The 24,492-nt window shown below is 53.2% G+C and carries 17 protein-coding genes and 8 pseudogenes; 17 read left to right on the top strand and 8 right to left on the bottom strand.

What is annotated here, in order from left to right; genetic code table 11:
* Both BFF42_RS19215 and ybiO read left to right on the top strand, forming a co-directional pair.
* Positions 1 to 113: pseudogene (locus tag BFF42_RS19215) on the top strand (hypothetical protein); the annotation flags it as partial.
* A gap of 82 nt (positions 114 to 195) precedes the next feature.
* A pseudogene (gene ybiO / locus BFF42_RS19210) lies at positions 196 to 2,421 on the top strand (mechanosensitive channel protein).
* On the opposite strand, the gene rlmF reads toward ybiO, so the two are convergent.
* The gene (rlmF, locus tag BFF42_RS19205; RefSeq protein ID WP_039060307.1) at positions 2,418 to 3,344 is read right to left on the bottom strand and encodes a 23S rRNA (adenine(1618)-N(6))-methyltransferase RlmF; all 927 of its coding nucleotides are present in this window, start codon (positions 3,342 to 3,344) and stop codon (positions 2,418 to 2,420) included. The pseudogene ybiO and the gene rlmF sit on opposite strands and share 4 nt — an antisense overlap.
* A gap of 275 nt (positions 3,345 to 3,619) precedes the next feature.
* Here rlmF and mcbA point away from each other — a divergent pair, with 275 nt between their 5' ends.
* From mcbA to ybiJ, 5 genes and pseudogenes are all read left to right on the top strand, one after another.
* Complete coding sequence (gene mcbA, locus BFF42_RS19200) at positions 3,620 to 3,880, top strand: DUF1471 family periplasmic protein McbA (protein WP_000710619.1); 261 nt, start codon at positions 3,620 to 3,622, stop codon at positions 3,878 to 3,880.
* Positions 3,881 to 4,144: 264 nt separating this feature from the next.
* Positions 4,145 to 6,427 carry a catecholate siderophore receptor Fiu gene (locus BFF42_RS19195; RefSeq protein WP_039059461.1) on the top strand — a complete coding sequence of 761 codons (2,283 nt, stop codon included), beginning with the start codon at positions 4,145 to 4,147 and terminating at the stop codon, positions 6,425 to 6,427.
* Positions 6,428 to 6,468: 41 nt separating this feature from the next.
* Complete coding sequence (ybiX, locus tag BFF42_RS19190; protein ID WP_146759060.1) at positions 6,469 to 7,146, top strand: PKHD-type hydroxylase YbiX; 678 nt, start codon at positions 6,469 to 6,471, stop codon at positions 7,144 to 7,146.
* 73 nt (positions 7,147 to 7,219) lie between these two features.
* Entirely contained in the window at positions 7,220 to 7,486 is a 267-nt protein-coding gene (gene ybiI / locus BFF42_RS19185; protein WP_000146357.1) for a C4-type zinc finger protein YbiI, read from the top strand.
* A gap of 268 nt (positions 7,487 to 7,754) precedes the next feature.
* A pseudogene (gene ybiJ, locus BFF42_RS19180) lies at positions 7,755 to 8,000 on the top strand (DUF1471 family protein YbiJ); the annotation flags it as partial.
* Positions 8,001 to 8,102: 102 nt separating this feature from the next.
* On the opposite strand, the gene ybiE reads toward ybiJ, so the two are convergent.
* The 4 genes and pseudogenes from ybiE to dinG all read right to left on the bottom strand — a co-directional run bounded on the left by ybiE (position 8,103) and on the right by dinG (position 12,594).
* Positions 8,103 to 8,162, bottom strand: coding sequence for a hypothetical protein (ybiE, locus tag BFF42_RS27345; RefSeq protein WP_212734348.1), 60 nt, complete (start codon positions 8,160 to 8,162; stop codon positions 8,103 to 8,105).
* A 65-nt stretch (positions 8,163 to 8,227) separates the two neighbouring features.
* Positions 8,228 to 9,313: pseudogene (gene hcxB / locus BFF42_RS19175) on the bottom strand (hydroxycarboxylate dehydrogenase HcXB).
* A gap of 140 nt (positions 9,314 to 9,453) precedes the next feature.
* Positions 9,454 to 10,416 (bottom strand): DNA-binding protein YbiB, encoded by a 963-nt coding sequence (gene ybiB / locus BFF42_RS19170; RefSeq protein WP_039059465.1) that lies wholly within the window; start codon positions 10,414 to 10,416, stop codon positions 9,454 to 9,456.
* Between the two features lie 27 nt (positions 10,417 to 10,443).
* The gene (gene dinG / locus BFF42_RS19165; RefSeq protein WP_039060322.1) at positions 10,444 to 12,594 is read right to left on the bottom strand and encodes an ATP-dependent DNA helicase DinG; all 2,151 of its coding nucleotides are present in this window, start codon (positions 12,592 to 12,594) and stop codon (positions 10,444 to 10,446) included.
* A 119-nt stretch (positions 12,595 to 12,713) separates the two neighbouring features.
* Between dinG and ybiA the strand changes: the two genes are divergently transcribed.
* Positions 12,714 to 13,196: an N-glycosidase YbiA gene (gene ybiA / locus BFF42_RS19160; protein ID WP_001145132.1), complete on the top strand. Its 483-nt coding sequence runs from the start codon at positions 12,714 to 12,716 to the stop codon at positions 13,194 to 13,196.
* Between the two features lie 231 nt (positions 13,197 to 13,427).
* On the opposite strand, the gene rhlE is transcribed toward ybiA, so the two are convergent.
* A complete protein-coding gene (gene rhlE / locus BFF42_RS19155) occupies positions 13,428 to 14,792 on the bottom strand; it encodes an ATP-dependent RNA helicase RhlE (RefSeq protein WP_000007125.1) in 1,365 nt (454 codons plus the stop codon).
* Positions 14,793 to 15,020: 228 nt separating this feature from the next.
* Here rhlE and cecR point away from each other — a divergent pair, with 228 nt between their 5' ends.
* From cecR to BFF42_RS19130, 5 genes and pseudogenes are all read left to right on the top strand, one after another.
* A complete protein-coding gene (gene cecR, locus BFF42_RS19150; protein ID WP_001447036.1) occupies positions 15,021 to 15,692 on the top strand; it encodes a DNA-binding transcriptional regulator CecR in 672 nt (223 codons plus the stop codon).
* A gap of 2 nt (positions 15,693 to 15,694) precedes the next feature.
* Positions 15,695 to 16,690, top strand: a complete 996-nt coding sequence (gene hlyD / locus BFF42_RS19145; protein ID WP_005007432.1) for a secretion protein HlyD — start codon at positions 15,695 to 15,697, stop codon at positions 16,688 to 16,690.
* A pseudogene (locus BFF42_RS19140) lies at positions 16,683 to 18,418 on the top strand (ATP-binding cassette domain-containing protein). Before hlyD ends, BFF42_RS19140 begins: the two are co-directional and overlap by 8 nt.
* Positions 18,411 to 19,544, top strand: a complete 1,134-nt coding sequence (locus BFF42_RS19135; protein ID WP_000070142.1) for an ABC transporter permease — start codon at positions 18,411 to 18,413, stop codon at positions 19,542 to 19,544. The pseudogene BFF42_RS19140 and the gene BFF42_RS19135 overlap by 8 nt, the downstream one beginning before the upstream one ends.
* Before the next feature lie 10 nt (positions 19,545 to 19,554).
* Positions 19,555 to 20,661 (top strand): ABC transporter permease, encoded by a 1,107-nt coding sequence (locus tag BFF42_RS19130; protein ID WP_000469031.1) that lies wholly within the window; start codon positions 19,555 to 19,557, stop codon positions 20,659 to 20,661.
* On the opposite strand, the gene BFF42_RS19125 is transcribed toward BFF42_RS19130, so the two are convergent.
* A complete protein-coding gene (locus BFF42_RS19125) occupies positions 20,623 to 21,033 on the bottom strand; it encodes a YbhQ family protein (RefSeq protein WP_000871982.1) in 411 nt (136 codons plus the stop codon). The genes BFF42_RS19130 and BFF42_RS19125 overlap by 39 nt on opposite strands.
* A gap of 132 nt (positions 21,034 to 21,165) precedes the next feature.
* Here BFF42_RS19125 and BFF42_RS19120 point away from each other — a divergent pair, with 132 nt between their 5' ends.
* From BFF42_RS19120 to BFF42_RS19110, 3 genes and pseudogenes are all read left to right on the top strand, one after another.
* On the top strand, positions 21,166 to 21,927 hold the full coding sequence (locus tag BFF42_RS19120) for an endonuclease/exonuclease/phosphatase family protein (protein ID WP_001113368.1): 762 nt from the start codon (positions 21,166 to 21,168) through the stop codon (positions 21,925 to 21,927).
* Positions 21,924 to 23,164 (top strand): annotated as a pseudogene (gene clsB / locus BFF42_RS19115) (cardiolipin synthase ClsB). The gene BFF42_RS19120 and the pseudogene clsB overlap by 4 nt, the downstream one beginning before the upstream one ends.
* Positions 23,164 to 24,120: pseudogene (locus tag BFF42_RS19110) on the top strand (lysylphosphatidylglycerol synthase domain-containing protein). Before clsB ends, BFF42_RS19110 begins: the two co-directional pseudogenes overlap by 1 nt.
* A gap of 35 nt (positions 24,121 to 24,155) precedes the next feature.
* Here the strand turns inward: BFF42_RS19110 and BFF42_RS27040 are convergent.
* Positions 24,156 to 24,281, bottom strand: a pseudogene (locus tag BFF42_RS27040) (Bax inhibitor-1/YccA family protein); the annotation flags it as partial.
* 46 nt (positions 24,282 to 24,327) lie between these two features.
* Here BFF42_RS27040 and BFF42_RS19105 point away from each other — a divergent pair.
* Positions 24,328 to 24,492 (top strand): IS1 family transposase (locus tag BFF42_RS19105; RefSeq protein ID WP_000179192.1); only part of this gene is annotated, 165 nt, incomplete at its 3' end.

Below are 24,492 nucleotides of genomic sequence, written 5' to 3'. Positions count from 1 at the left end.
CGCAAAATGAGTCAGGGAAAACGACACAATCAGGCGCTTATCGCCCTGGCGAGACGACGCTGCGACGTTCTGTTCGCCATGATGCGCGACGGGACTTTTATACCCCGCAGGGTCATAACATGCTTGACAACTTAATAGGGGCCCCCCCCAGCATCTATACTTATCTTTTTGCTCTGTTTTCTCACTGGAGGAGTCATGCGGTGGATCCTGTTCATCCTCTTCTGCCTGCTGGGCGCACCTGCCCACGCGGTATCCATACCCGGCGTTACAACCACAACGACAACGGACTCAACGACTGAACCGGCCCCGGAACCGGATATCGAACAAAAAAAAGCGGCCTATGGCGCACTGGCGGATGTGCTGGATAACGACACCTCGCGTAAAGAATTGATCGACCAGTTGCGTACTGTCGCCGCGACGCCCCCTGCGGAACCGGTCCCGAAGATCGTGCCGCCGACGCTGGTTGAAGAGCAAACCGTGCTGCAAAAGGTCACCGAAGTCAGCCGCCATTATGGTGAAGCCCTTTCCGCCCGCTTCGGGCAACTTTATCGCAATATTACCGGCTCCCCGCATAAGCCGTTTAATCCACAAACATTCAGCAATGCGCTGACCCATTTTTCAATGTTAGCGGTATTAGTGTTTGGTTTTTACTGGCTGATTCGCCTGTGCGCACTGCCGCTGTATCGCAAAATGGGCCTGTGGGCGCGGCAAAAAAATCGTGAGCGCAGTAACTGGTTGCAGCTTCCGGCGATGATTATCGGGGCGTTTATTATCGACCTACTGTTACTGGCACTGACATTATTTGTCGGCCAGGTATTAAGCGACAACCTGAATGCAGGCAGTCGCACCATCGCTTTCCAACAAAGTTTGTTTCTCAACGCCTTTGCCCTGATTGAATTTTTCAAAGCTGTACTACGCCTGATTTTTTGCCCAAACGTGGCTGAACTGCGCCCGTTCACGATTCATGACGAGACCGCCCGTTACTGGAGTCGTCGCCTGAGCTGGTTAAGCAGTTTGATAGGTTATGGCCTGATTGTGGCCGTGCCGATTATCTCTAATCAGGTGAATGTACAGATAGGTGCGCTGGCGAACGTCATCATTATGCTGTGCATGACCGTCTGGGCGTTGTACCTGATCTTTCGCAATAAAAAAGAGATTACCCAACATTTGCTCAACTTTGCGGAGCATTCGCTGGCCTTTTTCAGCCTGTTTATCCGCGCCTTTGCGCTGGTGTGGCGCTGGCTGGCAAGCGCCTATTTTATCGTGCTGTTTTTCTTTTCGTTGTTCGATCCGGGCAACAGCCTGAAATTTATGATGGGTGCAACGGTGCGCAGCCTGGCGATTATTGGTATCGCAGCGTTTGTTTCCGGTATGTTTTCCCGCTGGCTGGCGAAAACCATCACCCTCTCGCCACATACTCAGCGTAACTATCCGGAGTTGCAAAAACGGCTGAATGGCTGGCTTTCGGCGGCGCTGAAAACGGCGCGTATTCTGACCGTCTGCGTGGCGGTAATGTTGCTGTTGAGCGCATGGGGATTGTTCGATTTCTGGAACTGGCTGCAAAACGGTGCGGGGCAGAAAACCGTAGATATCCTGATCCGTATCGCACTTATTCTTTTTTTCTCGGCGGTTGGCTGGACGGTGCTCGCCAGTTTGATCGAAAACCGGCTGGCTTCGGATATTCATGGCCGCCCGCTACCCAGCGCCCGTACGCGTACCCTGCTGACGCTGTTTCGTAACGCGCTGGCGGTGATTATCAGTACCATCACCATCATGATTGTGTTGTCGGAAATCGGCGTCAATATCGCGCCATTGCTGGCAGGTGCCGGGGCATTAGGTCTGGCTATCTCGTTTGGTTCGCAAACGCTGGTGAAAGATATCATTACCGGGGTGTTTATTCAGTTTGAAAACGGCATGAACACTGGAGATTTGGTGACTATCGGGCCGTTGACCGGCACAGTGGAACGGATGTCGATTCGCTCCGTGGGCGTGCGCCAGGATACCGGGGCGTATCACATCATTCCGTGGTCTTCGATAACCACCTTTGCTAACTTCGTCCGCGGTATTGGTTCGGTAGTGGCAAACTACGATGTTGATCGCCATGAAGATGCTGATAAAGCCAATCAGGCACTGAAAGATGCGGTAGCGGAATTGATGGAAAACGAAGAAATTCGCGGGCTGATTATTGGTGAACCGAATTTTGCCGGGATTGTCGGCTTAAGCAATACCGCGTTTACACTGCGTGTTTCGTTCACCACGCTGCCACTCAAACAGTGGACGGTACGCTTTGCCCTCGACAGCCAGGTGAAAAAACATTTCGACCTGGTGGGCGTTCGCGCGCCAGTGCAGACTTATTAGGTGCTGCCTACTCCGGGCGCGACCCCGGCTGAACCGTTACCGCCGGGGGAGCCAACGCTTTAACGCTGGCAATTGACAAAACGGCGGCGCTGCTCGTCGTTCATAAAGGTCCAGGCAATAAAGCGACTCTGCTTTTGCCCCTGGGCCATCTCTTTTTTTACCACCTTCACCGCGCCCACGTCGGTCAGAGCACGATACAACGGCGGTAAGTTTTCACCACGAGATACCAGCGAGGTAAACCACATCACCTGCTTCGCGAAGCCTTTGCTCTCTTCAATCATCTTTTTGATAAAGGCGACTTCACCACCTTCACACCACAACTCCTGTTGCTGACCACCAAAGTTCAGTGCATCGTCTTTGTTCAGCCCCAGGTTACGGCGTTTACGCTCACTACCTGCCCGCGCTGCAGCGGCGGAATCGTGGAATGGCGGGTTACACAAGGTCGCGTCGTATTGCTCGTTTTTATGGATGATGCCGTTAAAAATTGCCCCACTTTCTTTTTGCCGACGCAGACGAATGGCGCGGTTAAGCCCCGGATTAGCACTGATAATCGCCTGCGCACTGCTTAACGCCTGGCTGCTGGTTTCACTACCGGTAAAACGCCAGCCATATTCATGTACGCCAATCAGCGGATAAATACAGTTCGCACCAACGCCGATATCCAGAATGCTGGCATTCGCTGGAATTGTTCCGCTTGCTTCAGCCAGTAAATCGGCAAGGTGATGAATATAATCCGCCCGGCCCGGTACTGGTGGGCAGAGAAAACCGTCGGGGATATCCCAGTTCGCTACGGCGTAAAAATGGGCCAGCAACGCCTTATTGAGCGCCTTCACCGCCAGCGGATTGGCAAAGTCTACGCTTTGCTCCCCGGCGGGTGTAAGCGTGAGGAATTGCCTGAGTTCAGGATTGACCTGACAAAGCGTGGCGAGATCGTAGCGGCTGTGATGACGGTTGCGCGGATGCAACCCCGGTTTCTGGGCGGACATAGCATTCTCCTTTAAGCAGCGGCGTAAGATACCCGCATAACGCGACAGGGTAAATATCTGGCTGCGTTTATCATTCCCCAAAACCTTAACATGGCTATGGTTTATGGCAATTCATCATAAAAATCAGCATTATGCATGTCATTGATTTGTCTTATTTTGTAAAAATATATCGTTCAAAAAATAAGCACACCTCTGTCAATTTTTTGCGTCATTTGCATCGCGCAGGCGACCTACACTTATCAGGCACTACCCGTTGTATTTATGAGGATGTCATTATGAAAAAGTGCCTCACACTACTGATTGCCACCGTCCTGAGCGGAATCTCTCTCACGGCTTATGCCGCGCAACCGATGAGTAACCTGGACAGCGGTCAGCTACGGCCCGCCGGTACCGTTTCGGCAACTGGCGCATCAAACCTAAGCGATCTGGAGGATAAACTGGCAGAAAAAGCGCGCGAACAAGGCGCGAAAGGTTATGTCATTAATTCCGCAGGCGGAAATGACCAGATGTTCGGTACTGCAACCATCTACAAATAACCCCACCAACGTAACTGCATTCGCCTCTGGATGCAGTTTTCGCCTGTTTTGTAATCAAAAAACATCAAATATGAACTCAATGTAAATAAATGTATTTCTTTTTCGCGCAATGGGTGATAGAAAATCGCGCCAAGTGATAATGCTTATCAAAATTATTATCACTTGCACGAACACTATCACGGGATTAACAGTGGCATCGCATCCGCAGAGATGCTTTCTCGTGGCAGTGAAAATTTCAACATATAAGAAAAAGTCACCTGCAAAATGGAAAACAATCGCAATTTCCCTGCCAGACAATTTCATTCGCTCACGTTCTTTGCCGGTCTTTGTATTGGCATCACGCCTGTGGCTCAGGCACTCGCCGCCGAAGGGCAAACTAACGCGGATGACACGCTGGTTGTCGAAGCATCAACGCCTTCGCTTTATGCGCCACAACAATCTGCCGATCCGAAATTCTCGCGTCCGGTAGCGGATACTACCCGCACGATGACGGTGATTTCTGAACAAGTGATTAAAGATCAGGGCGCAACCAACCTTACCGACGCGCTCAAAAACGTCCCCGGCGTGGGTGCGTTTTTTGCGGGTGAGAACGGTAACTCCACCACTGGCGACGCCATTTATATGCGTGGTGCCGATACCTCTAACAGTATTTATATTGATGGCATTCGCGATATCGGCAGCGTCTCGCGCGACACCTTCAATACCGAGCAGGTCGAAGTGATTAAAGGGCCGTCCGGCACCGACTACGGGCACAGCGCACCGACGGGCTCAATCAATATGATCAGCAAACAGCCGCGCAATGATTCCGGCATTGACGCCTCCGCCAGTATTGGCAGCGCCTGGTTCCGCCGCGGCACGCTGGACGTCAATCAGGTCATTGGTGATACCACCGCGGTGCGCCTGAATGTAATGGGCGAAAAAACGCACGATGCCGGACGCGACAAAGTCAAAAATGAGCGTTACGGCGTCGCCCCTTCTGTCGCTTTTGGCCTTGGTACAGCGAATCGTTTGTATCTTAATTATCTGCATGTCACCCAGCACAACACGCCAGACGGCGGCATTCCGACCATCGGTTTGCCGGGCTATTCTGCCCCATCTGCGGGAACGGCGGCCCTGAATCATTCCGGAAAAGTTGATACTCATAACTTTTACGGCACGGATTCCGATTACGACGATTCGACCACCGACACCGCCACCATGCGTTTTGAGCACGACATCAACGATAACACCACCATTCGCAATACTACCCGTTGGTCGCGCGTAAAGCAGGATTACCTGATGACGGCGATTATGGGCGGGGCGTCGAATATTACTCAGCCCACCAGCGATGTGAATAGCTGGACCTGGTCACGCACGGCGAATACCAAAGATGTGAGTAATAAAATTCTCACCAACCAGACCAACCTGACCTCGACGTTCTATACCGGTTCTATCGGTCATGATGTCAGTACCGGCGTGGAATTTACCCGTGAAACGCAGACTAACTACGGCGTTAATCCGGTGACGTTACCCGCGGTAAATATTTATCATCCTGACAGCAGCATTCATCCCGGCGGCCTGACGCGCAACGGCGCAAACGCCAATGGTCAGACGGATACCTTCGCAATTTACGCCTTTGATACGCTGCAAATCACCCGTGATTTTGAGCTGAACGGCGGGATCCGTCTGGATAATTATCATACTGAATATGACAGTGCCACCGCCTGCGGCGGCAGCGGACGCGGTGCCATCACCTGCCCAGCTGGTGTGGCAAAAGGTTCTCCGGTCACCACCGTCGACACCGCCAAGTCGGGCAATCTGGTGAACTGGAAAGCCGGGGCGCTGTATCACCTGACGGAAAACGGTAATGTCTATATTAACTATGCCGTTTCCCAGCAGCCTCCGGGCGGCAACAACTTCGCCCTTGCGCAGTCTGGCAGCGGTAACAGTGCCAACCGCACCGATTTTAAACCGCAAAAAGCCAACACCAGCGAGATTGGCACCAAATGGCAGGTTCTGGATAAACGCCTGTTGCTCACCGCCGCACTGTTCCGTACTGATATCGAAAATGAAGTTGAGCAAAATGATGACGGAACTTACTCGCAATACGGTAAGAAACGTGTCGAAGGCTATGAGATATCCGTGGCCGGGAATATCACTCCCGCGTGGCAGGTGATTGGCGGCTATACCCAGCAAAAAGCAACCATCAAAAACGGCAAAGATGTTGCCCAGGATGGTTCCTCATCGCTGCCGTATACCCCGGAGCACGCCTTCACCTTATGGAGCCAGTATCAGGCAACCGATGATATCTCTGTTGGCGCGGGCGCACGCTATATCGGCAGTATGCATAAAGGTTCAGACGGCGCGGTGGGAACGCCAGCGTTTACCGAAGGTTACTGGGTCGCCGATGCCAAACTGGGGTATCGGGTTAATCGCAATCTCGACTTCCAGCTAAACGTTTACAGCCTGTTTGATACCGATTACGTCGCCTCAATCAACAAGAGCGGCTACCGTTATCACCCGGGCGAGCCAAGAACCTTCTTGCTCACAGCCAATATGCATTTCTGATTCAGATGTGGGGCGCAGGCCCCACTTTTTGGAGAAATTGTATGATGTACCACATTCCCGGCGTGTTATCGCCACAGGACGTCGCTCGTTTTCGCGAACAACTGGAACAAGCCGAATGGGTGGATGGACGCGTCACCACCGGCGCACAAGGTGCGCAAGTTAAGAACAATCAACAGGTAGACACCCGCAGCACGTTATACGCCGCCCTGCAAAATGAGGTGCTGAACGCGGTTAACCAACATGCTTTATTCTTTGCCGCGGCCTTGCCGCGTACCCTTTCCACGCCGCTGTTTAATCGCTATCAGAACAATGAAACCTATGGTTTTCATGTGGATGGCGCAGTACGCAGCCATCCACAAAGCGGCTGGATGCGCACTGACCTTTCTGCCACGCTGTTTTTAAGCGATCCACAAAGCTACGACGGCGGCGAACTGGACGTTAATGACACCTTCGGACAACATCGGGTAAAACTCCCGGCAGGTGATCTCGTGTTGTATCCCTCCAGCAGCCTGCATTGCGTGACACCCGTAACCCGCGGCGTACGAGTGGCATCATTTATGTGGATCCAGTCGATGATCCGCGATGATAAAAAGCGCGCCATGCTGTTTGAACTAGACAAAAATATTCAGTCGCTGAAAAGCCGCTATGGTGAAAATGAAGAGATCCTGTCGCTGCTCAATCTTTATCATAATCTGCTGCGGGAATGGTCGGAGATCTGACGCTTGAACTGCCCAGGTTCGTCCCTATATTAGCTACACTTAACTGTACAAGCATTGATATGGGGAGGACGATATGGCATCCGGTTGGGCTAACGATGACGCCGTCAACGAACAGATCAACAGTACAATTGAAGATGCGATTGCCCGCGCTCGGGGTGAAATTCCGCGTGGCGAAAGCCTGTATGAATGTGAAGAGTGCGGTGCCCCCATCCCGCAAGCCCGTCGGGAAGCCATTCCTGGCGTGCGCTTATGTATTCATTGTCAGCAGGAGAAAGATTTACAAAAACCAGCGTATACAGGATATAATCGCAGAGGTTCGAAAGACAGCCAGTTACGTTAACTACAACTGGCGAGATGCATAGCGAGTATAATTTGTATTTTGCGTGGCATTCCGTGCCTTTAACGCTGCTGTGACTGCCACGCGGCATAAAACAAGTCCATAAGTACAACAAATAAATGGTTTATCAGTATGTTAGATATCAATCAATTTATTTGAACAAGGCGGTCAATTCTCTTCGATTTTATCTCTCGAAAAAAAACGTGATACTCATCACATCGACGAAACAACGTCACTTATACAAAAATCACCTGCGAGAGATTAATTATATACTGTTGTTGCTGCTATGGCTCTTTCAACTCTATCATTTGGCGTGTTCGCGGCGGAACCGGTAACGGCATCCCAGGCACAGAACATGAATAAAATCGGCGTGGTTTCTGCCGATGGCGCATCCCCCCTCGATGCCCTGGAAGCGAAACTGGCTGAGAAAGCCGCGGCAGCCGGTGCCAGTGGATACAGCATCACTTCTGCCACCAACAACAATAAATTAAGCGGTACTGCGGTAATTTATAAGTAATTCGTAGGACAGATAAGGCGTTTACGCCGCATCCGGCAACAGATGCCTGATGCGACGCTACCGCGTCTTATCAGGCCTACAAAATCCGAACCGTTGGACGGATCAGGCGGTTACGCTACGTCCAGCACAAGTATTTCCCTGTCTGTTTGCCGACAGACGCATATGCTCTAACCCTCATTGATCCTATATTACCCTTGTTTGCCCGTCCGTTACTGGACGGGCTTTTTTTAGCTGGCTAACTGCTGACAGAAAGCCTGTAACGTCTCTTCCGACATACCAATCTGCCGCGCCGCATCACAAATGGCCTGCCAGCTTCCCGCATCCAATGGAATCCCCTGCTCCTGCCGTTCGCGACGCGTGTTCACTTCCCACTCGCCCGGTAGCAAAATCGGCTTATCGTCATCATGCGGCGAGGCTTTCACCCACTCGGCAAAGGCTTCAGTCTGCGCGCTACAATCCGGCGCGCCGAACAGTTCCGGGTTGATGATGATAGTGGTCATGCAGTTAAGAATGGCATCGGGACTGGTTTGTAACGTTTCCTGATGCGTCGTTTTACCGCCAGAAAGCGCCCCGCCAAGAATTTCACACATCGCTGCAAGGGCGTAGCCTTTATGTTCGGCAAAGGTCAACAGCGACCCCAACGGCGACTCCTGCATTACCGCCGGATTGGTCGTCGGCACGCCGTTAACGTCAATCAGGCAACCTGGCGGCACGGGGACGCCTTTATGCTAGGCGACGCGAGTTTTACCAAATGCGATGGCGCTGGTGGCGTAATCAAGCAACAGCGGGAAATTATCTTTACGAGGGAAAACCACACAGAACGGATTGGTGCCAAAGCGGCTGTCGCGACCGTGGAACGGTGCGACCATTGGAATACCGACCACGCTAACAAAGTGGATAGAGACAAACCCCGCCGCTGCACACTGCTCCGCCCAGTAACCGATACGGCCGATATGATGCGAGTTATGTAGCGCCACGGCAGCAATACCGTGCTGATGCGCTTTCTCAATCCCCAGCGCCATCGCTTCGTGTGCCGCGACCTGACCGAATGCGCGATCGCCATCGAGCGTGACTGCCGCCCCCGCCTCTTTAACGATTTTGGCATGATGGTTAATTTGCAGATGCCCCTGACTCCAGGAACGCACATAGCTTGGGATCATGCCAATACCATGAGAATCATGCCCTGCTAGGTTTGCCGCGATTAAATGATCGGCCACTAATTTCGCTTCTTGTTCCTCGCTACCCATCTGACGAAATACAGCCTGAATAAAACTGTGCAGCGTCTGAGCATCAAAGCGATGACCACTTTCCATGGTTAACTCCTGTTTATGTTATGTGTTTGTTGTTTTTTTATGCTGCACGCCGGGCGCGGGAAGGTCAATAAAGATGCAGGAATTTCATATTGCGGTGGGGTAAAAGCCGGATGACATGGCTCATCCGGCTGAGAAAAGAATTAAAATGCCTGATTAACGCGCGCCAGGCCGTCGCTGATAGTTGCCGCTTCACCCGTAGCCTCCAGGCAGCAAGCCATCTGGATTTTCAGCGATTCGGGAATCGGTTCGCTGCCAGCAAGGCAACGCTCAATCCACTGCGCCGTGGTTTCTGGGTCTTTTGCTTGTGGCAGTAACTCGCTACCAGCAGTGTCCTGTTTTTCATACAGCACCCGCATCCCTTCACGGTCAATGAGATTGATCTGCGGGCAGCGCTGCGGATTAGCATACACTTCGCCTTCAGTACCATGCATTAGTAGCGCCCGCCCGCCGATATCGCTAAAGAACTTCGCGACTCGCCCGATGTATTCCGGATGCGAAACGCTGGAAAGACGCAGCGCCTCACCTTCGGCAAATGGCGTCGCCAGTTTCGCCAGGGTATGTGCACTGTTACGCACGCCCATCCGCCAGCGCATCGCCAGTTGTTTTTCCAGCGGCGGGCAAAACGCGCCGACAGGCATAAACACCGGTTGATGTTCGTCGAGCTTCGCCTGCGCCTGCCCGCCGTGCAACGTTGGTGTAATACCCATCAGTTCGAAAATGGTTTCTGTCAGCACGCGAGTTGGATCTTCGCTAACCCCTTGAACCACCACAGGAAAACCGAGTTTGTGCAGGAGAATAGCCAACAACGGCGTCAGGTTGGCCTGTTTACGCGCGCCGTTGTAACTGGGGATGACAATCGGCATCGGCTTGCCTGCAGGCGGCGTCAGCTTGATGGTGTGATTTTGCATGGCTTCGTAAAAGCCGAGCATCTCTGCTTCCCCTTCCCCTTTGATACGTAGCGCAATCAATACGCCGCCCAACTCAAGGTCAGGGACTTCACCATTGAGCATATGGGCATACAGACCGCGCGCAGTATCCCGGTCTAAATCGCGCGCGTGGTTTTTCCCGCGCCCGATCTCTTTAATGATTTTGCGATAGTCCATTTACGACTCCTTACCTGACTCACATCATTAACGCCGCCGACGGCGTGGGGATTTCGTTTTTTCTTTCTTTTTAACTATACCTTCAGGGACTTCCGGTTGCTCTATCGGAAATACCGGTAATGCATCCAGTAGTCGCTTGCCATAATTTTTGGTCAGCAAGCGTTTGTCGTAGATAACCACTTCGCCCCAGCAACCGTGGCTTCGAATCAGTCGCCCAACCTGCTGAATCAGGTTAAACGAGGCGCTCGGCAGGCTTTGCACCTCAAACGGATAGCGGTTGAGGCTTTTCAGCCATTCCCCTTCGGTGATCACCACCGGGCTGTCGATGGGCGGAAAAGCGATTTTGTGGATATGCACCTGGCTGAGCAGATCACCTTTCAAATCAAGCCCTTCGGCAAATGACTGTAAGCCCACCAGCACACTACGCTCACCGTTGGCAACGCGTTTGCGGTGCAGTTCAACTAAGCGATAACGCGGCTGATCGCTCTGCACCAGCAGCATCAGGCGTAAATCCGTCACATAGTCGAGAAAGCGCTGCATCGCCCGTCCGCTGGCAAACAGTACCAACATACCGAGATGTTTTTTGCTCTCCACCTGCTCACGGAAAAAGGCCGCCATTTCGGCAATATGCTGCTCTTCGTTGTCGATGGAAGGCTCAAAGCGCATCCGGGGAATAACAATTTTGCCCTGTTCGCAGTGGTTAAAGGGGGAATCCAGCGCCACAAAACGGTCGCCCGCTTTCTCTTTCAGCCCGCTCATCTCCTGCAAACGCGAAAAACTGTTCAGCGAACGCAAGGTTGCGGAGGTGACAATAATGTGCGGAATACTGCGCCACAGCAGCCTTTCCAGCTGATCGCTGACACGTATTCCCACGCAGTGAAACCAGAGATGCAGCTGCCCTTCGCGCTCTTCCCGCGTCGCCCATTTGGTCACCGGCGCACCGGAAGATTGCGCCAGAGACGCCAGCCGCCAGAGTTTGCTTTGCGCCTCGAACATCCCCAACGCGCGGTTCATCTGCAAAATCAACCGATGCAGACGCACAATATCGTGGCTGCCGGTTTTCTCACTTAAATCGTTAAGAAATAACTCCGCCAGACCACGCAGCATCTCGGTGAGTTTTGCCAGCCGCTGGCAGATCTCCAGCACTTCATCAGGCAGTTCGCCCATCGCAAAACGGTGCTCTGCCTCCTGCCCGGCAGGCATGTAGAGATTGAGAATGTTGTTTAACGAGGCGATAAGCTCATACAACTCTTCACAATGCGCATTCAAACGTTCAGGGATCGCCAGCGGTGGGATGGTCTTCGGGCGAAACTGCTCCATGCAGGTAGCGACCAGTTTCGTGAACAAGTCCAGCTGTAGTCGATACCAGGGCGCGGTGATTTCAGCGCTCATCTCCAGCGCATCCCGGGCCACATCTGGCAGGTGATGACCTTCGTCCAGCACCAGCAGCAGATTTTTCGGGTCAGGCAGTACGGCTTCGCTTTCCATCGCCGCCATCACCAGCGCATGGTTTGCCACCACCACTTCCGCTTCCTGAATCTCCCGACGAGCAACAAAAAACGGGCATTCACGATAGTAGTAACAGTTACGGTTGAAGCAGCTGGCTTTGTCGGTACTCAAACGACGCCAGAGATCATCATCTATAGCGATATCCGTATGATCGCGCAGACCATCCCATTTATAAGTGTCGAGATCGCCCTTCAGCTTCGCACAACGTTTTTGCTCTTCCTGATTATTTGGCGTCAGTTCGTCGTCAAGAAACGCCAGCAGATCCTGTTGCGTGGGTTCAGTGCTGGCGAGCGCCGTCAGATTACGCGGACAAACGTAGCGCCCACGCCCGAAAGCGGCAGTGAATTTAAGATCGGGAATGATCTTTTTCAGCAGCGGTAAATCTTTGCTGTAAATCTGATCCTGCAACGCCACGTTGGCGGTACTCACCACCAGCGTTTTTTGCTCTTCGCGGGCAATGGCGATGCCGGGGATCAAATAGGAGAGCGTTTTCCCAACGCCGGTGGGGGCTTCAATCGCCAGATGCCGCCCTTCTTCTCCGGCCAGCGTTTTGGCGACGTCCGCAATCATCTGCCGCTGCGGCGCACGGGGAATAAAGTCGGGGATCTGTTCCTGAAGCGCCTTATACCCGGCGGCAATTTGCGCTTTAAGCGCGGCGGTTAATGCCATGAGAAAACCTGAAATACTGTATAAACAGCCAATATTGTGGCATTTTTCGGTTTTCAGGGGTAATGGTTTTTCTGTTTCTGGAAAGCGGCTCGCAATAACCACCAACATAATGCGGTTTAATGCCCGTTCGAGCACAAAGGATCCAACACGTCATGCAAGACACCATCATAAATTTCTACAGCACCAGCGATGACTACGGTGATTTTTCTAACTTTGCCGCCTGGCCCATCAAGGTTGACGGGAAAACCTGGCCCACCTCCGAACACTATTTTCAGGCACAAAAATTCCTTGATGAAAAATACCGCGAAGAGATCCGTCGGGTTTCTTCCCCCATGGTCGCCGCTCGCATGGGGCGTAATCGTTCCAAGCCACTTCGTAAAAACTGGGAGTCGGTTAAAGAACAGGTGATGCGTAAAGCACTTCGTGCTAAATTCGAACAGCATGCAGAACTGCGTGCGCTCTTGCTGGCAACCGCGCCCGCAAAACTGGTTGAGCATACGGAAAACGATGCTTACTGGGGAGACGGTGGTAATGGTAAGGGCAAGAATCGACTGGGCTACCTTTTAATGGAGTTGCGCGAACAATTGGCTATAGAGAAGTAACGTCTCGGTGGCTTATGGGCGGTAAAACAGATAAATTTTTTCCCGTGTTCTCAAATTGCTGACAAGTGCTTGTTGTGAAATGCCGGATGCGGCGTAAACGCCTTATCCGGCCTACAAAAGCATGCAAATTCAATATATTGCAGAGTTAACGTAGGCCTGATAAGCGTAGCGCATCAGGCAGTTTTGCGTTTGTTCATCAGCCTGATGCCGGGCATAGCCCGGCATAAAAGATTACTGCGCAGCGGCAGGTTTACGCGGACGGCGGCGACGTTGTTGTTCGCCTGCCGGTTTGGCATCGCCGAGGCGGCGAGACGGTTTTTCTGCAGGTTTCGCGCTTGCAGATTTTGCGCCACCTTCCCCACGGCGTGGTTGCTGTTGACCGCGACCACCACCTTGCCCACGACCGCCGCCGCCACGTTGCTGGCGACCGTTCTGGATCGGTTCGGCTTTGATTGACGGGTCCGGCTCATAGCCCGGAATCGCAATGCGCGGGATCTCTTTTTTCAGCAGTTTTTCGATATCACGCAGCAGTTTGTGTTCATCAACACACACCAGCGACAACGCTTCACCGGTAGCAGCCGCACGACCGGTACGCCCGATACGGTGGACATAATCTTCCGGTACGTTTGGCAGTTCATAGTTGACGACGTGCGGCAACTCTTCGATATCCAGACCGCGCGCAGCGATATCGGTCGCCACCAGTACGCGAATGTCACTCGATTTAAAATCAGCCAGCGCACGGGTACGCGCACCTTGCGATTTATTCCCGTGGATCGCCGCACTACGGATGCCATCTTTATTGAGCTGCTCAGCCAGATGGTTAGCGCCGTGTTTGGTACGGGTAAACACCAGCACCTGCTGCCAGTTCCCTTTACCAATCATGTGCGACAGCAATTCGCGTTTGCGTTTCTTATCGACAAAGTGAACGTGCTGGGTCACCTGATCAGACGCGGTATTGCGGCGTGCCACTTCGATTTCCAGCGGGTTGTGCAACAGTTTTTCCGCCAGGGCTTTAATATCGTCAGAGAAGGTCGCAGAGAACAGCAGGTTCTGGCGTTTCGCTGGCAGTTTTGTTAACACGCGACGGATATCGTGGATAAAGCCCATGTCGAGCATGCGGTCAGCTTCATCGAGGACGAGGATTTCAACCTGATCCAGCTTCACTGCATTTTGATGTTCCAGGTCCAGCAAACGTCCCGGTGTTGCCACCAGAACATCAACGCCGCCGCGCAGCTTCATCATTTGCGGGTTAATGCTGACACCGCCAAACACCACCAGCGAACGAATGTTCAAATATTTGCTGTAATCACGGACATTTTCGCCAATCTGCGCAGCCAGTTCACGGGTCGGGGTAAGAATGAGCGCACGTACCGGACGACGCCCTTTGGCGTGCGGCTGGCGAGTGATCAGGTGTTGCAACAGCGGCAGCGTAAAGCCCGCTGTTTTACCGGTACCGGTCTGGGCGCTAGCCATCAGGTCGCGGCCTTCCAGCACCGCAGGGATCGCCTGCTGCTGAATAGGGGTGGGTTCACGGTAACCCTGCTCGGCAACGGCGCGCAGGATATCAGGGCTTAAACCCAAAGAATCGAAAGACATAACTACTCCGAACCGCCCCGACCGTTACCGGTGTAGTTTTCAGGGAGATACTGAAAAGGAAAATGACAAAAACCACAATGTCATGAGGGAGCGGAGTGTAGCAGTTTTTGTGACGCAGCGCATAAATTATCCCTGTGACTGGCGTTGCTAAAATTCTTAGCCATACTGGACAACTCCCCTATGGAGTCATAATCTTAATCAATCATTTGATTAAGAATGGACTGTGCGATGAATAATCCTGCCATGACAATCAAGGGTGAACAGGCGAAAAAACAGCTGATTGCTGCCGCACTGGCGCAGTTTGGTGAATATGGAATGAACACCACCACTCGCGAGATAGCCGCCCAGGCCGGGCAGAATATCGCTGCCATCACCTACTACTTCGGTTCGAAAGAAGATTTGTACCTCGCCTGCGCCCAGTGGATTGCCGATTTTATTGGCGAGCAGTTCCGTCCGCATGCCGAGGAAGCCGAACGCTTGTTCGCGCAACCACAGCCTGATCGGGCTGCCATCCGTGAACTGATCCTTCGCGCCTGCAGGAACATGATTAAGCTGCTCACCCAGGATGACACCGTCAACCTCAGCAAGTTTATCTCCCGTGAGCAGCTCTCTCCCACGGCAGCCTACCACCTGGTGCACGAACAGGTGATTAGTCCGCTACACAGCCACCTGACACGCCTGATTGCCGCCTGGACCGGCTGCGACGCCAATGACACCCGCATGATCCTTCATACCCATGCGTTGATTGGTGAGATTCTGGCGTTCCGTCTTGGCAAAGAAACAATTCTGTTACGTACCGGCTGGACCGCGTTCGATGAAGAAAAGACCGAACTGATCAACCAGACGGTGACCTGTCATATCGACCTGATTTTGCAAGGATTATCGCAAAGGAGTTTGTAGTGATGAAAAAACCTGTCGTGATCGGACTGGCGGTAGTGGTACTTGCCGCCGTGGTTGCCGGAGGCTACTGGTGGTATCAAAGCCGCCAGGATAACGGCCTGAAGCTGTATGGCAACGTGGATATTCGTACGGTGAATCTTAGTTTCCGTGTTGGGGGGCGCGTTGAATCGCTGGCGGTGGACGAAGGTGATGCGATCAAAGCGGGCCAGGTGCTGGGCGAACTGGATCACAAGCCGTATGAGATTGCCCTGATGCAGGTGAAAGCGGGCGTCTCGGTGGCACAGGCGCAGTATGACCTGATGCTTGCCGGGTATCGCGATGAAGAAATCGCTCAGGCCGCCGCAGCGGTGAAACAGGCGCAAGCCGCCTATGACTATGCGCAGAACTTCTATAACCGCCAGCAAGGACTGTGGAAAAGCCGCACCATTTCGGCAAATGACCTGGAAAATGCCCGCTCCTCGCGCGACCAGGCACAGGCAACGCTGAAATCAGCACAGGATAAATTGCGTCAGTACCGTTCCGGTAACCGTGAACAGGACATCGCTCAGGCGAAAGCCAGCCTCGAACAGGCGCAGGCGCAACTGGCGCAGGCGGAGCTGAATTTACAGGACTCAACGTTGATAGCACCGTCTGATGGCACACTGTTAACGCGCGCGGTGGAGCCAGGCACGGTTCTCAATGAAGGTGGCACGGTGTTTACCGTTTCACTAACGCGTCCGGTGTGGGTGCGCGCTTATGTTGATGAACGGAATCTTGACCAGGCCCAGCCGGGGCGCAAAGTGCTGCTTTATACCGATGGTCGCCCGGACAAGCCGTATCACGGGCAGATTGGTTTCGTTTCGCCGACTGCTGAATTTACCCCGAAAACCGTCGAAACACCGGATCTGCGTACCGACCTCGTCTATCGCCTGCGTATTGTGGTGACCGACGCCGATGATGCGTTACGCCAGGGAATGCCGGTGACGGTGCAATTCGGTAACGAGGCAGGACATGAATGATGCCGTTATCACGCTGAACGGCCTGGAAAAACGCTTTCCGGGCATGGACAAGCCCGCCGTCGCGCCGCTCGATTGTACCATTCACGCCGGTTATGTGACGGGGCTGGTGGGGCCGGATGGTGCAGGTAAAACCACGCTAATGCGGATGCTGGCGGGATTACTGAAACCCGACAGCGGCAATGCCACGATGATTGGCTTTGATCCAATCAAAAACGACGCGCGCTGCACGCCGTGCTCGGCTATATGCCGCAGAAATTTGGTCTGTATGAAGATCTCACGGTGATGGAGAACCTCAATCTGTACGCGGATTTGCGCAGCGTCACCGACGAGGCACGTAAGCAAACTTTTGCTCGCCTGCTGGAGTTTACGTCTCTTGGGCCGTTTACCGGACGCCTGGCGGGCAAGCTCTCCGGTGGGATGAAACAAAAACTCGGTCTGGCCTGTACCCTGGTGGGCGAACCGAAAGTGTTGCTGCTCGATGAACCCGGCGTCGGCGTTGACCCTATCTCACGGCGCGAACTGTGGCAGATGGTGCATGAGCTGGCAGGCGAAGGGATGTTAATCCTCTGGAGTACCTCGTATCTCGACGAAGCCGAGCAGTGCCGTGACGTGTTACTGATGAATGAAGGCGAGTTGCTGTATCAGGGGGAACCAAAAGCCCTGACACAAACCATGGCCGGACGCAGCTTTCTGATGACCAGTCCACACGAGGGCAACCGCAAACTGTTGCAACGCGCCTTGAAACTGCCACAGGTCAGCGACGGCATGATTCAGGGGAAATCGGTACGTCTGATCCTCAAAAAAGAGGCCACACCAGACGATATTCGCCATGCCGACGGGATGCCGGAAATCAACATCAACGAAACTACGCCGCGTTTTGAAGATGCATTTATTGATTTGCTGGGTGGTGCCGGAACCTCAGAATCGCCGCTGGGTGCAATATTGCATACGGTAGAAGGCACACCCGGCGAGACGGTGATCGAAGCGAAAGAACTGACCAAGAAATTTGGTGATTTTGCCGCCACCGATCACGTCAACTTTGCCGTTAAACGTGGGGAGATTTTTGGTTTGCTGGGGCCAAACGGCGCGGGTAAATCGACCACCTTTAAGATGATGTGCGGTTTGCTGGTGCCGACTTCCGGCCAGGCGCTGGTGCTGGGGATGGATCTGAAAGAGAGTTCCGGTAAAGCGCGCCAGCATCTCGGCTATATGGCGCAAAAATTTTCGCTCTACGGCAACCTGACGGTCGAACAGAATTTACGCTTTTTCTCTGGTGTGTATGGCTTACGCGGTCGGGCGCAGAACGAAAAAATCTCCCGTATGAGCGAGGCATTTGGCCTGAAAAGTATCGCCTCCCACGCGACCGATGAACTGCCATTAGGTTTTAAACAGCGGCTGGCGCTGGCCTGTTCGCTGATGCATGAACCGGACATTCTGTTTCTCGACGAACCAACGTCCGGCGTTGATCCCCTCACCCGCCGCGAATTTTGGCTGCATATCAACAGCATGGTAGAGAAAGGCGTCACGGTGATGGTCACCACTCACTTTATGGATGAAGCAGAATATTGCGACCGCATCGGCCTGGTGTACCGTGGGAAATTAATTGCCAGCGGCACGCCGGATGATTTGAAAGCGCAGTCGGCCAACGACGAGCAACCCGATCCCACCATGGAGCAAGCCTTTATTCAGTTGATCCACGACTGGGATAAGGAGCATAGCAATGAGTAACCCGATCCTGTCCTGGCGTCGCGTACGGGCGCTGTGCGTTAAAGAGACGCGGCAGATCGTTCGCGATCCGAGTAGCTGGCTGATTGCGGTAGTGATCCCGCTGCTACTGCTGTTTATTTTTGGTTACGGCATTAACCTCGACTCCAGCAAGCTGCGGGTCGGGATTTTACTGGAACAGCGTAGCGAAGCGACGCTGGATTTCACCCACACCATGACCGGTTCGCCCTACATCGACGCCACCATCAGCGATAACCGTCAGGAACTGATCGCCAAAATGCAGGCGGGGAAAATTCGCGGTCTGGTGGTTATTCCGGTGGATTTTGCGGAACAGATGGAGCGCGCCAACGCCACCGCACCGATTCAGGTGATCACCGACGGCAGTGAGCCGAATACCGCTAACTTTGTACAGGGGTATGTCGAAGGGATCTGGCAGATCTGGCAAATGCAGCGAGCGGAGGACAACGGGCAGACTTTTGAACCGCTTATTGATGTACAAACCCGCTACTGGTTTAACCCGGCGGCGATTAGCCAGCACTTCATTATCCCCGGTGCGGTGACCATTATCATGACGGTCATCGGCGCGATTCTCACCTCGCTGGTGGTGGCGCGAGAATGGGAACGCGGCACCATGGAGGCTCTGCTCTCTACGGAGATTACCCGCACGGAACTGCTGCTGTGTAAGCTGATCCCTTATTACTTTCTCGGGATGCTGGCGATGTTGCTGTGTATGCTGGTGTCAGTGTTTATTCTCGGCGTGCCGTATCGCGGGTCGCTGCTGATTCTGTTTTTTATCTCCAGCCTGTTTTTACTCAGTACCCTGGGGATGGGGCTGCTGATTTCCACGATTACCCGCAACCAGTTCAATGCCGCTCAGGTCGCCCTGAACGCCGCTTTTCTGCCGTCGATTATGCTTTCCGGCTTTATTTTTCAGATCGACAGTATGCCCGCGGTGATCCGCGCGGTGACGTACATTATTCCCGCTCGTTATTTCGTCAGCACCCTGCAAAGCCTGTTCCTCGCCGGGAATATTCCAGTGGTGCTGGTGGTAAACGTGCTATTTTTGATCGCTTCGGCGGTGATGTTTATCGGCCTGACGTGGCTGAAAACCAAACGTCGGCTGGATTAGGGAGAAGAGCATGTTTCATCGCTTATGGACGTTAATCCGCAAAGAGTTGCAGTCGCTGCTGCGCGAACCGCAAACCCGCGCGATTCTGATTTTACCTGTGCTTATTCAGGTGATTCTGTTCCCGTTCGCCGCCACGCTGGAAGTGACTAACGCCACCATCGCCATCTACGATGAAGATAACGGCGAGCATTCGGTGGAGCTGACCCAACGTTTTGCCCGCGCCAGCGCCTTTACTCATGTGCTGCTGCTGAAAAGCCCACAGGAGATCCGCCCAACCATCGACACACAAAAGGCGTTACTCCTGGTGCGTTTCCCGGCTGACTTCTCGCGCAAACTGGATACCTTCCAGACCGCGCCGTTGCAGTTGATCCTCGACGGGCGTAACTCCAACAGTGCGCAAATTGCCGCCAACTACCTGCAACAGATCGTCAAAAATTATCAGCAGGAGCTGCTGGAAGGAAAACCGAAACCTAACAACAGCGAGCTGGTGGTACGCAACTGGTATAACCCGAATCTCGACTACAAATGGTTTGTGGTGCCGTCACTGATCGCCATGATCACCACTATCGGCGTAATGATCGTCACTTCACTTTCCGTCGCCCGCGAACGTGAACAAGGTACGCTCGATCAGCTACTGGTTTCGCCGCTCACCACCTGGCAGATCTTCATCGGCAAAGCCGTACCGGCGTTAATTGTCGCCACCTTCCAGGCCACCATTGTGCTGGCGATTGGTATCTGGGCGTATCAAATCCCCTTCGCCGGATCGCTGGCGCTGTTCTACTTTACGATGGTGATTTACGGTTTATCGCTGGTGGGATTCGGTCTGTTGATTTCATCACTCTGCTCGACACAACAGCAGGCGTTTATCGGCGTGTTTGTCTTTATGATGCCCGCCATTCTCCTTTCCGGTTACGTTTCGCCGGTGGAAAACATGCCAGTATGGCTGCAAAACCTGACGTGGATTAACCCTATTCGCCACTTTACGGACATTACCAAGCAGATTTATTTGAAGGATGCGAGTCTGGATATTGTGTGGAATAGTTTGTGGCCGCTACTGGTGATAACGGCCACGACAGGGTCAGCGGCGTACGCGATGTTTAGACGTAAGGTGATGTAACTTCTTATCTTTCGCCAGCAAAGACACTACCGCCGGGCCGGCAAGGATTGCCAGCCCTGCAATTGCCAGCAAAAAGTTGTTTTCCAGTACGCGGGACAACAGCCACAGCACAATCAGCGCTGCGCCAAAATACCAGGTCGTGGTCAGCTCTTCCAGCACGTCTGCCACCTCACGCCAGCGTTGCTCGGGGTGGCGCTGAAACACCAACATCATCACTACCGTGACACAATACAGTGCGCATAATCCCACGCCGACGTGAACCAGAGTCTTACTCATCCAGCCCACCACCAGCAGCGCCACTACCAGTAAATGCAACATAATCTGCCAGCAACTTAGACCCGTTGCGACACGAACACGTTGTTGCCACTTCATGGCTTCTCTCCTGAAGAATTTATCTCTACTTACTCAGAGTACCGAACTTTACGGAAAATTCCGTAAGACCGCACCTTTTTGTGACGCCGACTACACTATTTCAATGAGATAAGAGGCAAAGACAGGAAAATTATGCCCGATCAAACACAACAATTTTCGTTCAAGGTGCTCACCATCAACATTCAAAAAGGTTTTACCGCGTTTAACCGACGCTTCATTTTGCCGGAACTTCGCGACGCGGTGCGTACCGTCAGCGCCGATATTGTTTGCCTGCAGGAAGTGATGGGCGCGCACGAAGTTCATCCGCTGCATGTGGAAAACTGGCCCGATACCTCGCACTACGAGTTTCTCGCCGACACTATGTGCCGCGATTTTGCCTACGGTCGCAATGCCGTATACCCGGAAGGGCATCACGGCAACGCCGTACTGTCGCGTTATCCCATTGAACATTATGAGAATCGCGATGTTTCGGTCGATGGTGCGGAAAAGCGCGGCGTGCTCTACTGCCGCATTGTGCCGCCGATGACCGGAAAAGCGATTCATGTGATGTGCGTACATCTGGGCCTGCGTGAGGCGCACCGTCAGGCGCAGCTTGCGATGCTCGCCGAATGGGTGAATGAGCTACCGGACGGCGAACCGGTATTGGTGGCGGGTGATTTCAATGACTGGCGGCAAAAAGCTAATCATCCGTTAAAAGTGCAGGCCGGACTGGATGAGATTTTTACCCGCGCCCACGGACGCCCAGCGCGCACGTTTCCGGTGCAATTTCCTCTACTACGACTGGACAGGATCTACGTCAAAAATGCCAGCGCCAGCGCGCCAACCGCGTTGCCGCTGCGGACATGGCGACACCTTTCTGATCATGCCCCTTTAAGTGCGGAGATTCATTTATGAAATGTAGCTGGCGCGAAGGCAATAAGATCCAGTTGCTGGAAAACGGCGAGCAATATTATCCCGCGGTGTTTAAGGCGATTGGCGAGGCACAAGAACGCATCATTCTTGAAACGTTTATCTGGTTTGAGGATAACGTCGGCAAACAGCTACATGCGGCACTACTGGCAGCAGCGCAACGCGGGGTTAAAGCGGAAGTCTTGCTGGATGGCTACGGTTCGCCGGATCTCAGCGATGAGTTTGTCAATAAACTGACGGCAGCTGGCGTAGTGTTCCGCTACTACGATCCCCGCCCTCGCCTTTTTGGTATGCGCACCAATGTGTTTCGCCGGATGCATCGCAAAATTGTGGTGATCGACGCGCGTATCGCCTTTATTGGCGGGCTGAATTACTCCGCCGAGCATATGTCCAGCTACGGTCCAGAGGCTAAACAGGATTACGCGGTACGCCTTGAAGGGCCGATTGTCAAAGATATTCTCCAGTTTGAGCTGGAAAACCTGCCTGGACAGAGCGCGGCACGGCGCTGGTGGCGACGTCATCACAAAGCGGAAGAGAACCGCCAGCCGGGAGAAGCGCAGGTATTGCTGGTCTGGCGCGATAACGAAGAACATCGCGATGATATTGAACGCCATTATCTGAAAATGCTCACTCAGGCGCGGCGGGAAGTGATTATCGCCAACGCCTACTTCTTCCCCGGCTATCGATTTTTACACGCCTTGCGTAAAGCGGCACGGCGCGGGGTGCGGATCAAACTGATCATTCAGGGCGAACCGGATATGCCGATTGTCAGAGTCGGTGCGCGCTTGCTGTATAACTATCTGGTTAAAGGCGGCGTTCAGGTTTTTGAGTACCGCCGCGCCCGCTCCACGGCAAAGTGGCATTGATGGACGATCACTGGGCGACAGTAGGGTCCAGTAATCTCGATCCGCTCAGTTTGTCACTGAATCTCGAAGCAAATGTCATCATCCACGATCGTCATTTTAACCAGACGCTGCGCGATAATCTGAACGGCATTATTGCCGCAGATTGTCAGCAGGTGGATGAAACCATGCTGCCCAAACGCACCTGGTGGAACCTGACCAAAAGCGTGCTGGCGTTCCACTTTTTACGCCACTTCCCGGCGCTGGTTGGCTGGCATCCGGCACACACACCACGTCTGACGCAGGTTGATCCCCCCGCACAACCGACAATGGAAACGCAGGATCGGGTAGAAACTGAAAACACGGGGGTAAAACCCTGATGAGTAAATCACACCCGCGCTGGCGCTTAGCAAAGAAGATCCTCACCTGGCTGTTTTTTATCGCGGTGATTGTGTTGCTGGTGGTCTACGCCAAAAAAGTGGACTGGGAAGAGGTCTGGAAGGTCATCCGCGACTACAATCGCGTTGCGCTGCTTAGTGCGGTCGGGCTGGTGGTCGTCAGCTATCTGATTTACGGCTGCTATGACCTGCTCGCCCGCTTTTACTGCGGTCACAAACTGGCGAAGCGCCAGGTGATGCTGGTGTCGTTTATCTGCTACGCCTTCAACCTGACGCTCAGTACCTAGGTCGGCGGCATTGGTATGCGCTATCGTTTGTACTCCCGACTAGGGTTACCGGGCAGCACTATTACGCGGATTTTCTCGCTCAGTATTACCACCAACTGGCTGGGCTATATTTTACTGGCAGGGATTATCTTTACCGCAGGCGTGGTGGAGTTGCCGGATCACTGGTATGTCGCTCAAACTACGCTGCGTATTCTCGGCATTGGCTTACTGATGATTATCGCGGTTTATTTGTGGTTTTGCGCTTTCGCGAAGCACCGCCATATGACCATCAAAGGGCAAAAGCTGGTGCTGCCTTCATGGAAATTCGCCCTCACTCAGATGCTGATTTCCAGCGTTAACTGGATGGTAATGGGGGCGATTATCTGGCTGTTACTTGGTCAAAGCGTGAACTATTTCTTTGTACTGGGCGTGTTACTGGTTAGTAGTATTGCTGGCGTCATCGTGCATATTCCGGCGGGGATCGGTGTGCTGGAAGCGGTGTTTATCGCACTACTGGCTGGGGAGCATACCTCGAAAGGGAGCATTATCGCCGCGCTGCTCGCTTATCGCGTCCTGTATTACTTTATCCCGCTGCTGCTGGCGCTGATCTGTTACCTGCTACTGGAAAGCCAGGCGAAGAAGCTACGGGCGAAAAATGAAGCGGCGATGTGAAGTTTAGTTAAGTTCTTTAGTATCTGCATTCACGACTAATGAAAAAAACGCGTATGCCTTTGCCAGACAAGCGTTATAGCTATCGCGGCAAGTATCCCAAAGAAGCCGATAAAATAGTAATAGAGTGTTAATGCACCTGTAAAAGCGCAACGGGTGATGCTGCCAACTTACTGATTTAGTGTATGATGGTGTTTTTGAGGTGCTCCAGTGGCTTCTGTTTCTATCAGCTGTCCCTCCTGTTCAGCTACTGACGGGGTGGTGCGTAACGGCAAAAGCACTGCCGGACATCAGCGCTATCTCTGCTCTCACTGCCGTAAAACATGGCAACTGCAGTTCACTTACACCGCTTCTCAACCCGGTACGCACCAGAAA

Origin of the sequence: Shigella sp. FC1661 (genome assembly GCF_001712525.1) — a bacterium.
Lineage (GTDB): Bacteria > Pseudomonadota > Gammaproteobacteria > Enterobacterales > Enterobacteriaceae > Escherichia > Escherichia coli.
The sequence above is the reverse complement of the archived record's forward strand: the minus strand, read 5'-3'. Positions and strand labels throughout refer to the sequence as shown.

Coding starts and splice junctions, on each gene's coding strand:
- ybiB (WP_039059465.1), bottom strand. CDS start 10,416: ATGGACTATCGCAAAATCATTAAAGAGATCGGGCGCGGGAAAAACCAC.
- ybiX (WP_146759060.1), top strand. CDS start 6,469: ATGATGTACCACATTCCCGGCGTGTTATCGCCACAGGACGTCGCTCGT.
- BFF42_RS19195 (WP_039059461.1), top strand. CDS start 4,145: ATGGAAAACAATCGCAATTTCCCTGCCAGACAATTTCATTCGCTCACG.
- ybiI (WP_000146357.1), top strand. CDS start 7,220: ATGGCATCCGGTTGGGCTAACGATGACGCCGTCAACGAACAGATCAAC.
- BFF42_RS19130 (WP_000469031.1), top strand. CDS start 19,555: ATGTTTCATCGCTTATGGACGTTAATCCGCAAAGAGTTGCAGTCGCTG.
- BFF42_RS19120 (WP_001113368.1), top strand. CDS start 21,166: ATGCCCGATCAAACACAACAATTTTCGTTCAAGGTGCTCACCATCAAC.
- dinG (WP_039060322.1), bottom strand. CDS start 12,594: ATGGCATTAACCGCCGCGCTTAAAGCGCAAATTGCCGCCGGGTATAAG.
- mcbA (WP_000710619.1), top strand. CDS start 3,620: ATGAAAAAGTGCCTCACACTACTGATTGCCACCGTCCTGAGCGGAATC.
- BFF42_RS19125 (WP_000871982.1), bottom strand. CDS start 21,033: ATGAAGTGGCAACAACGTGTTCGTGTCGCAACGGGTCTAAGTTGCTGG.
- BFF42_RS19135 (WP_000070142.1), top strand. CDS start 18,411: ATGAGTAACCCGATCCTGTCCTGGCGTCGCGTACGGGCGCTGTGCGTT.
- cecR (WP_001447036.1), top strand. CDS start 15,021: ATGAATAATCCTGCCATGACAATCAAGGGTGAACAGGCGAAAAAACAG.
- hlyD (WP_005007432.1), top strand. CDS start 15,695: ATGAAAAAACCTGTCGTGATCGGACTGGCGGTAGTGGTACTTGCCGCC.
- rhlE (WP_000007125.1), bottom strand. CDS start 14,792: ATGTCTTTCGATTCTTTGGGTTTAAGCCCTGATATCCTGCGCGCCGTT.
- ybiA (WP_001145132.1), top strand. CDS start 12,714: ATGCCCGTTCGAGCACAAAGGATCCAACACGTCATGCAAGACACCATC.
- rlmF (WP_039060307.1), bottom strand. CDS start 3,344: ATGTCCGCCCAGAAACCGGGGTTGCATCCGCGCAACCGTCATCACAGC.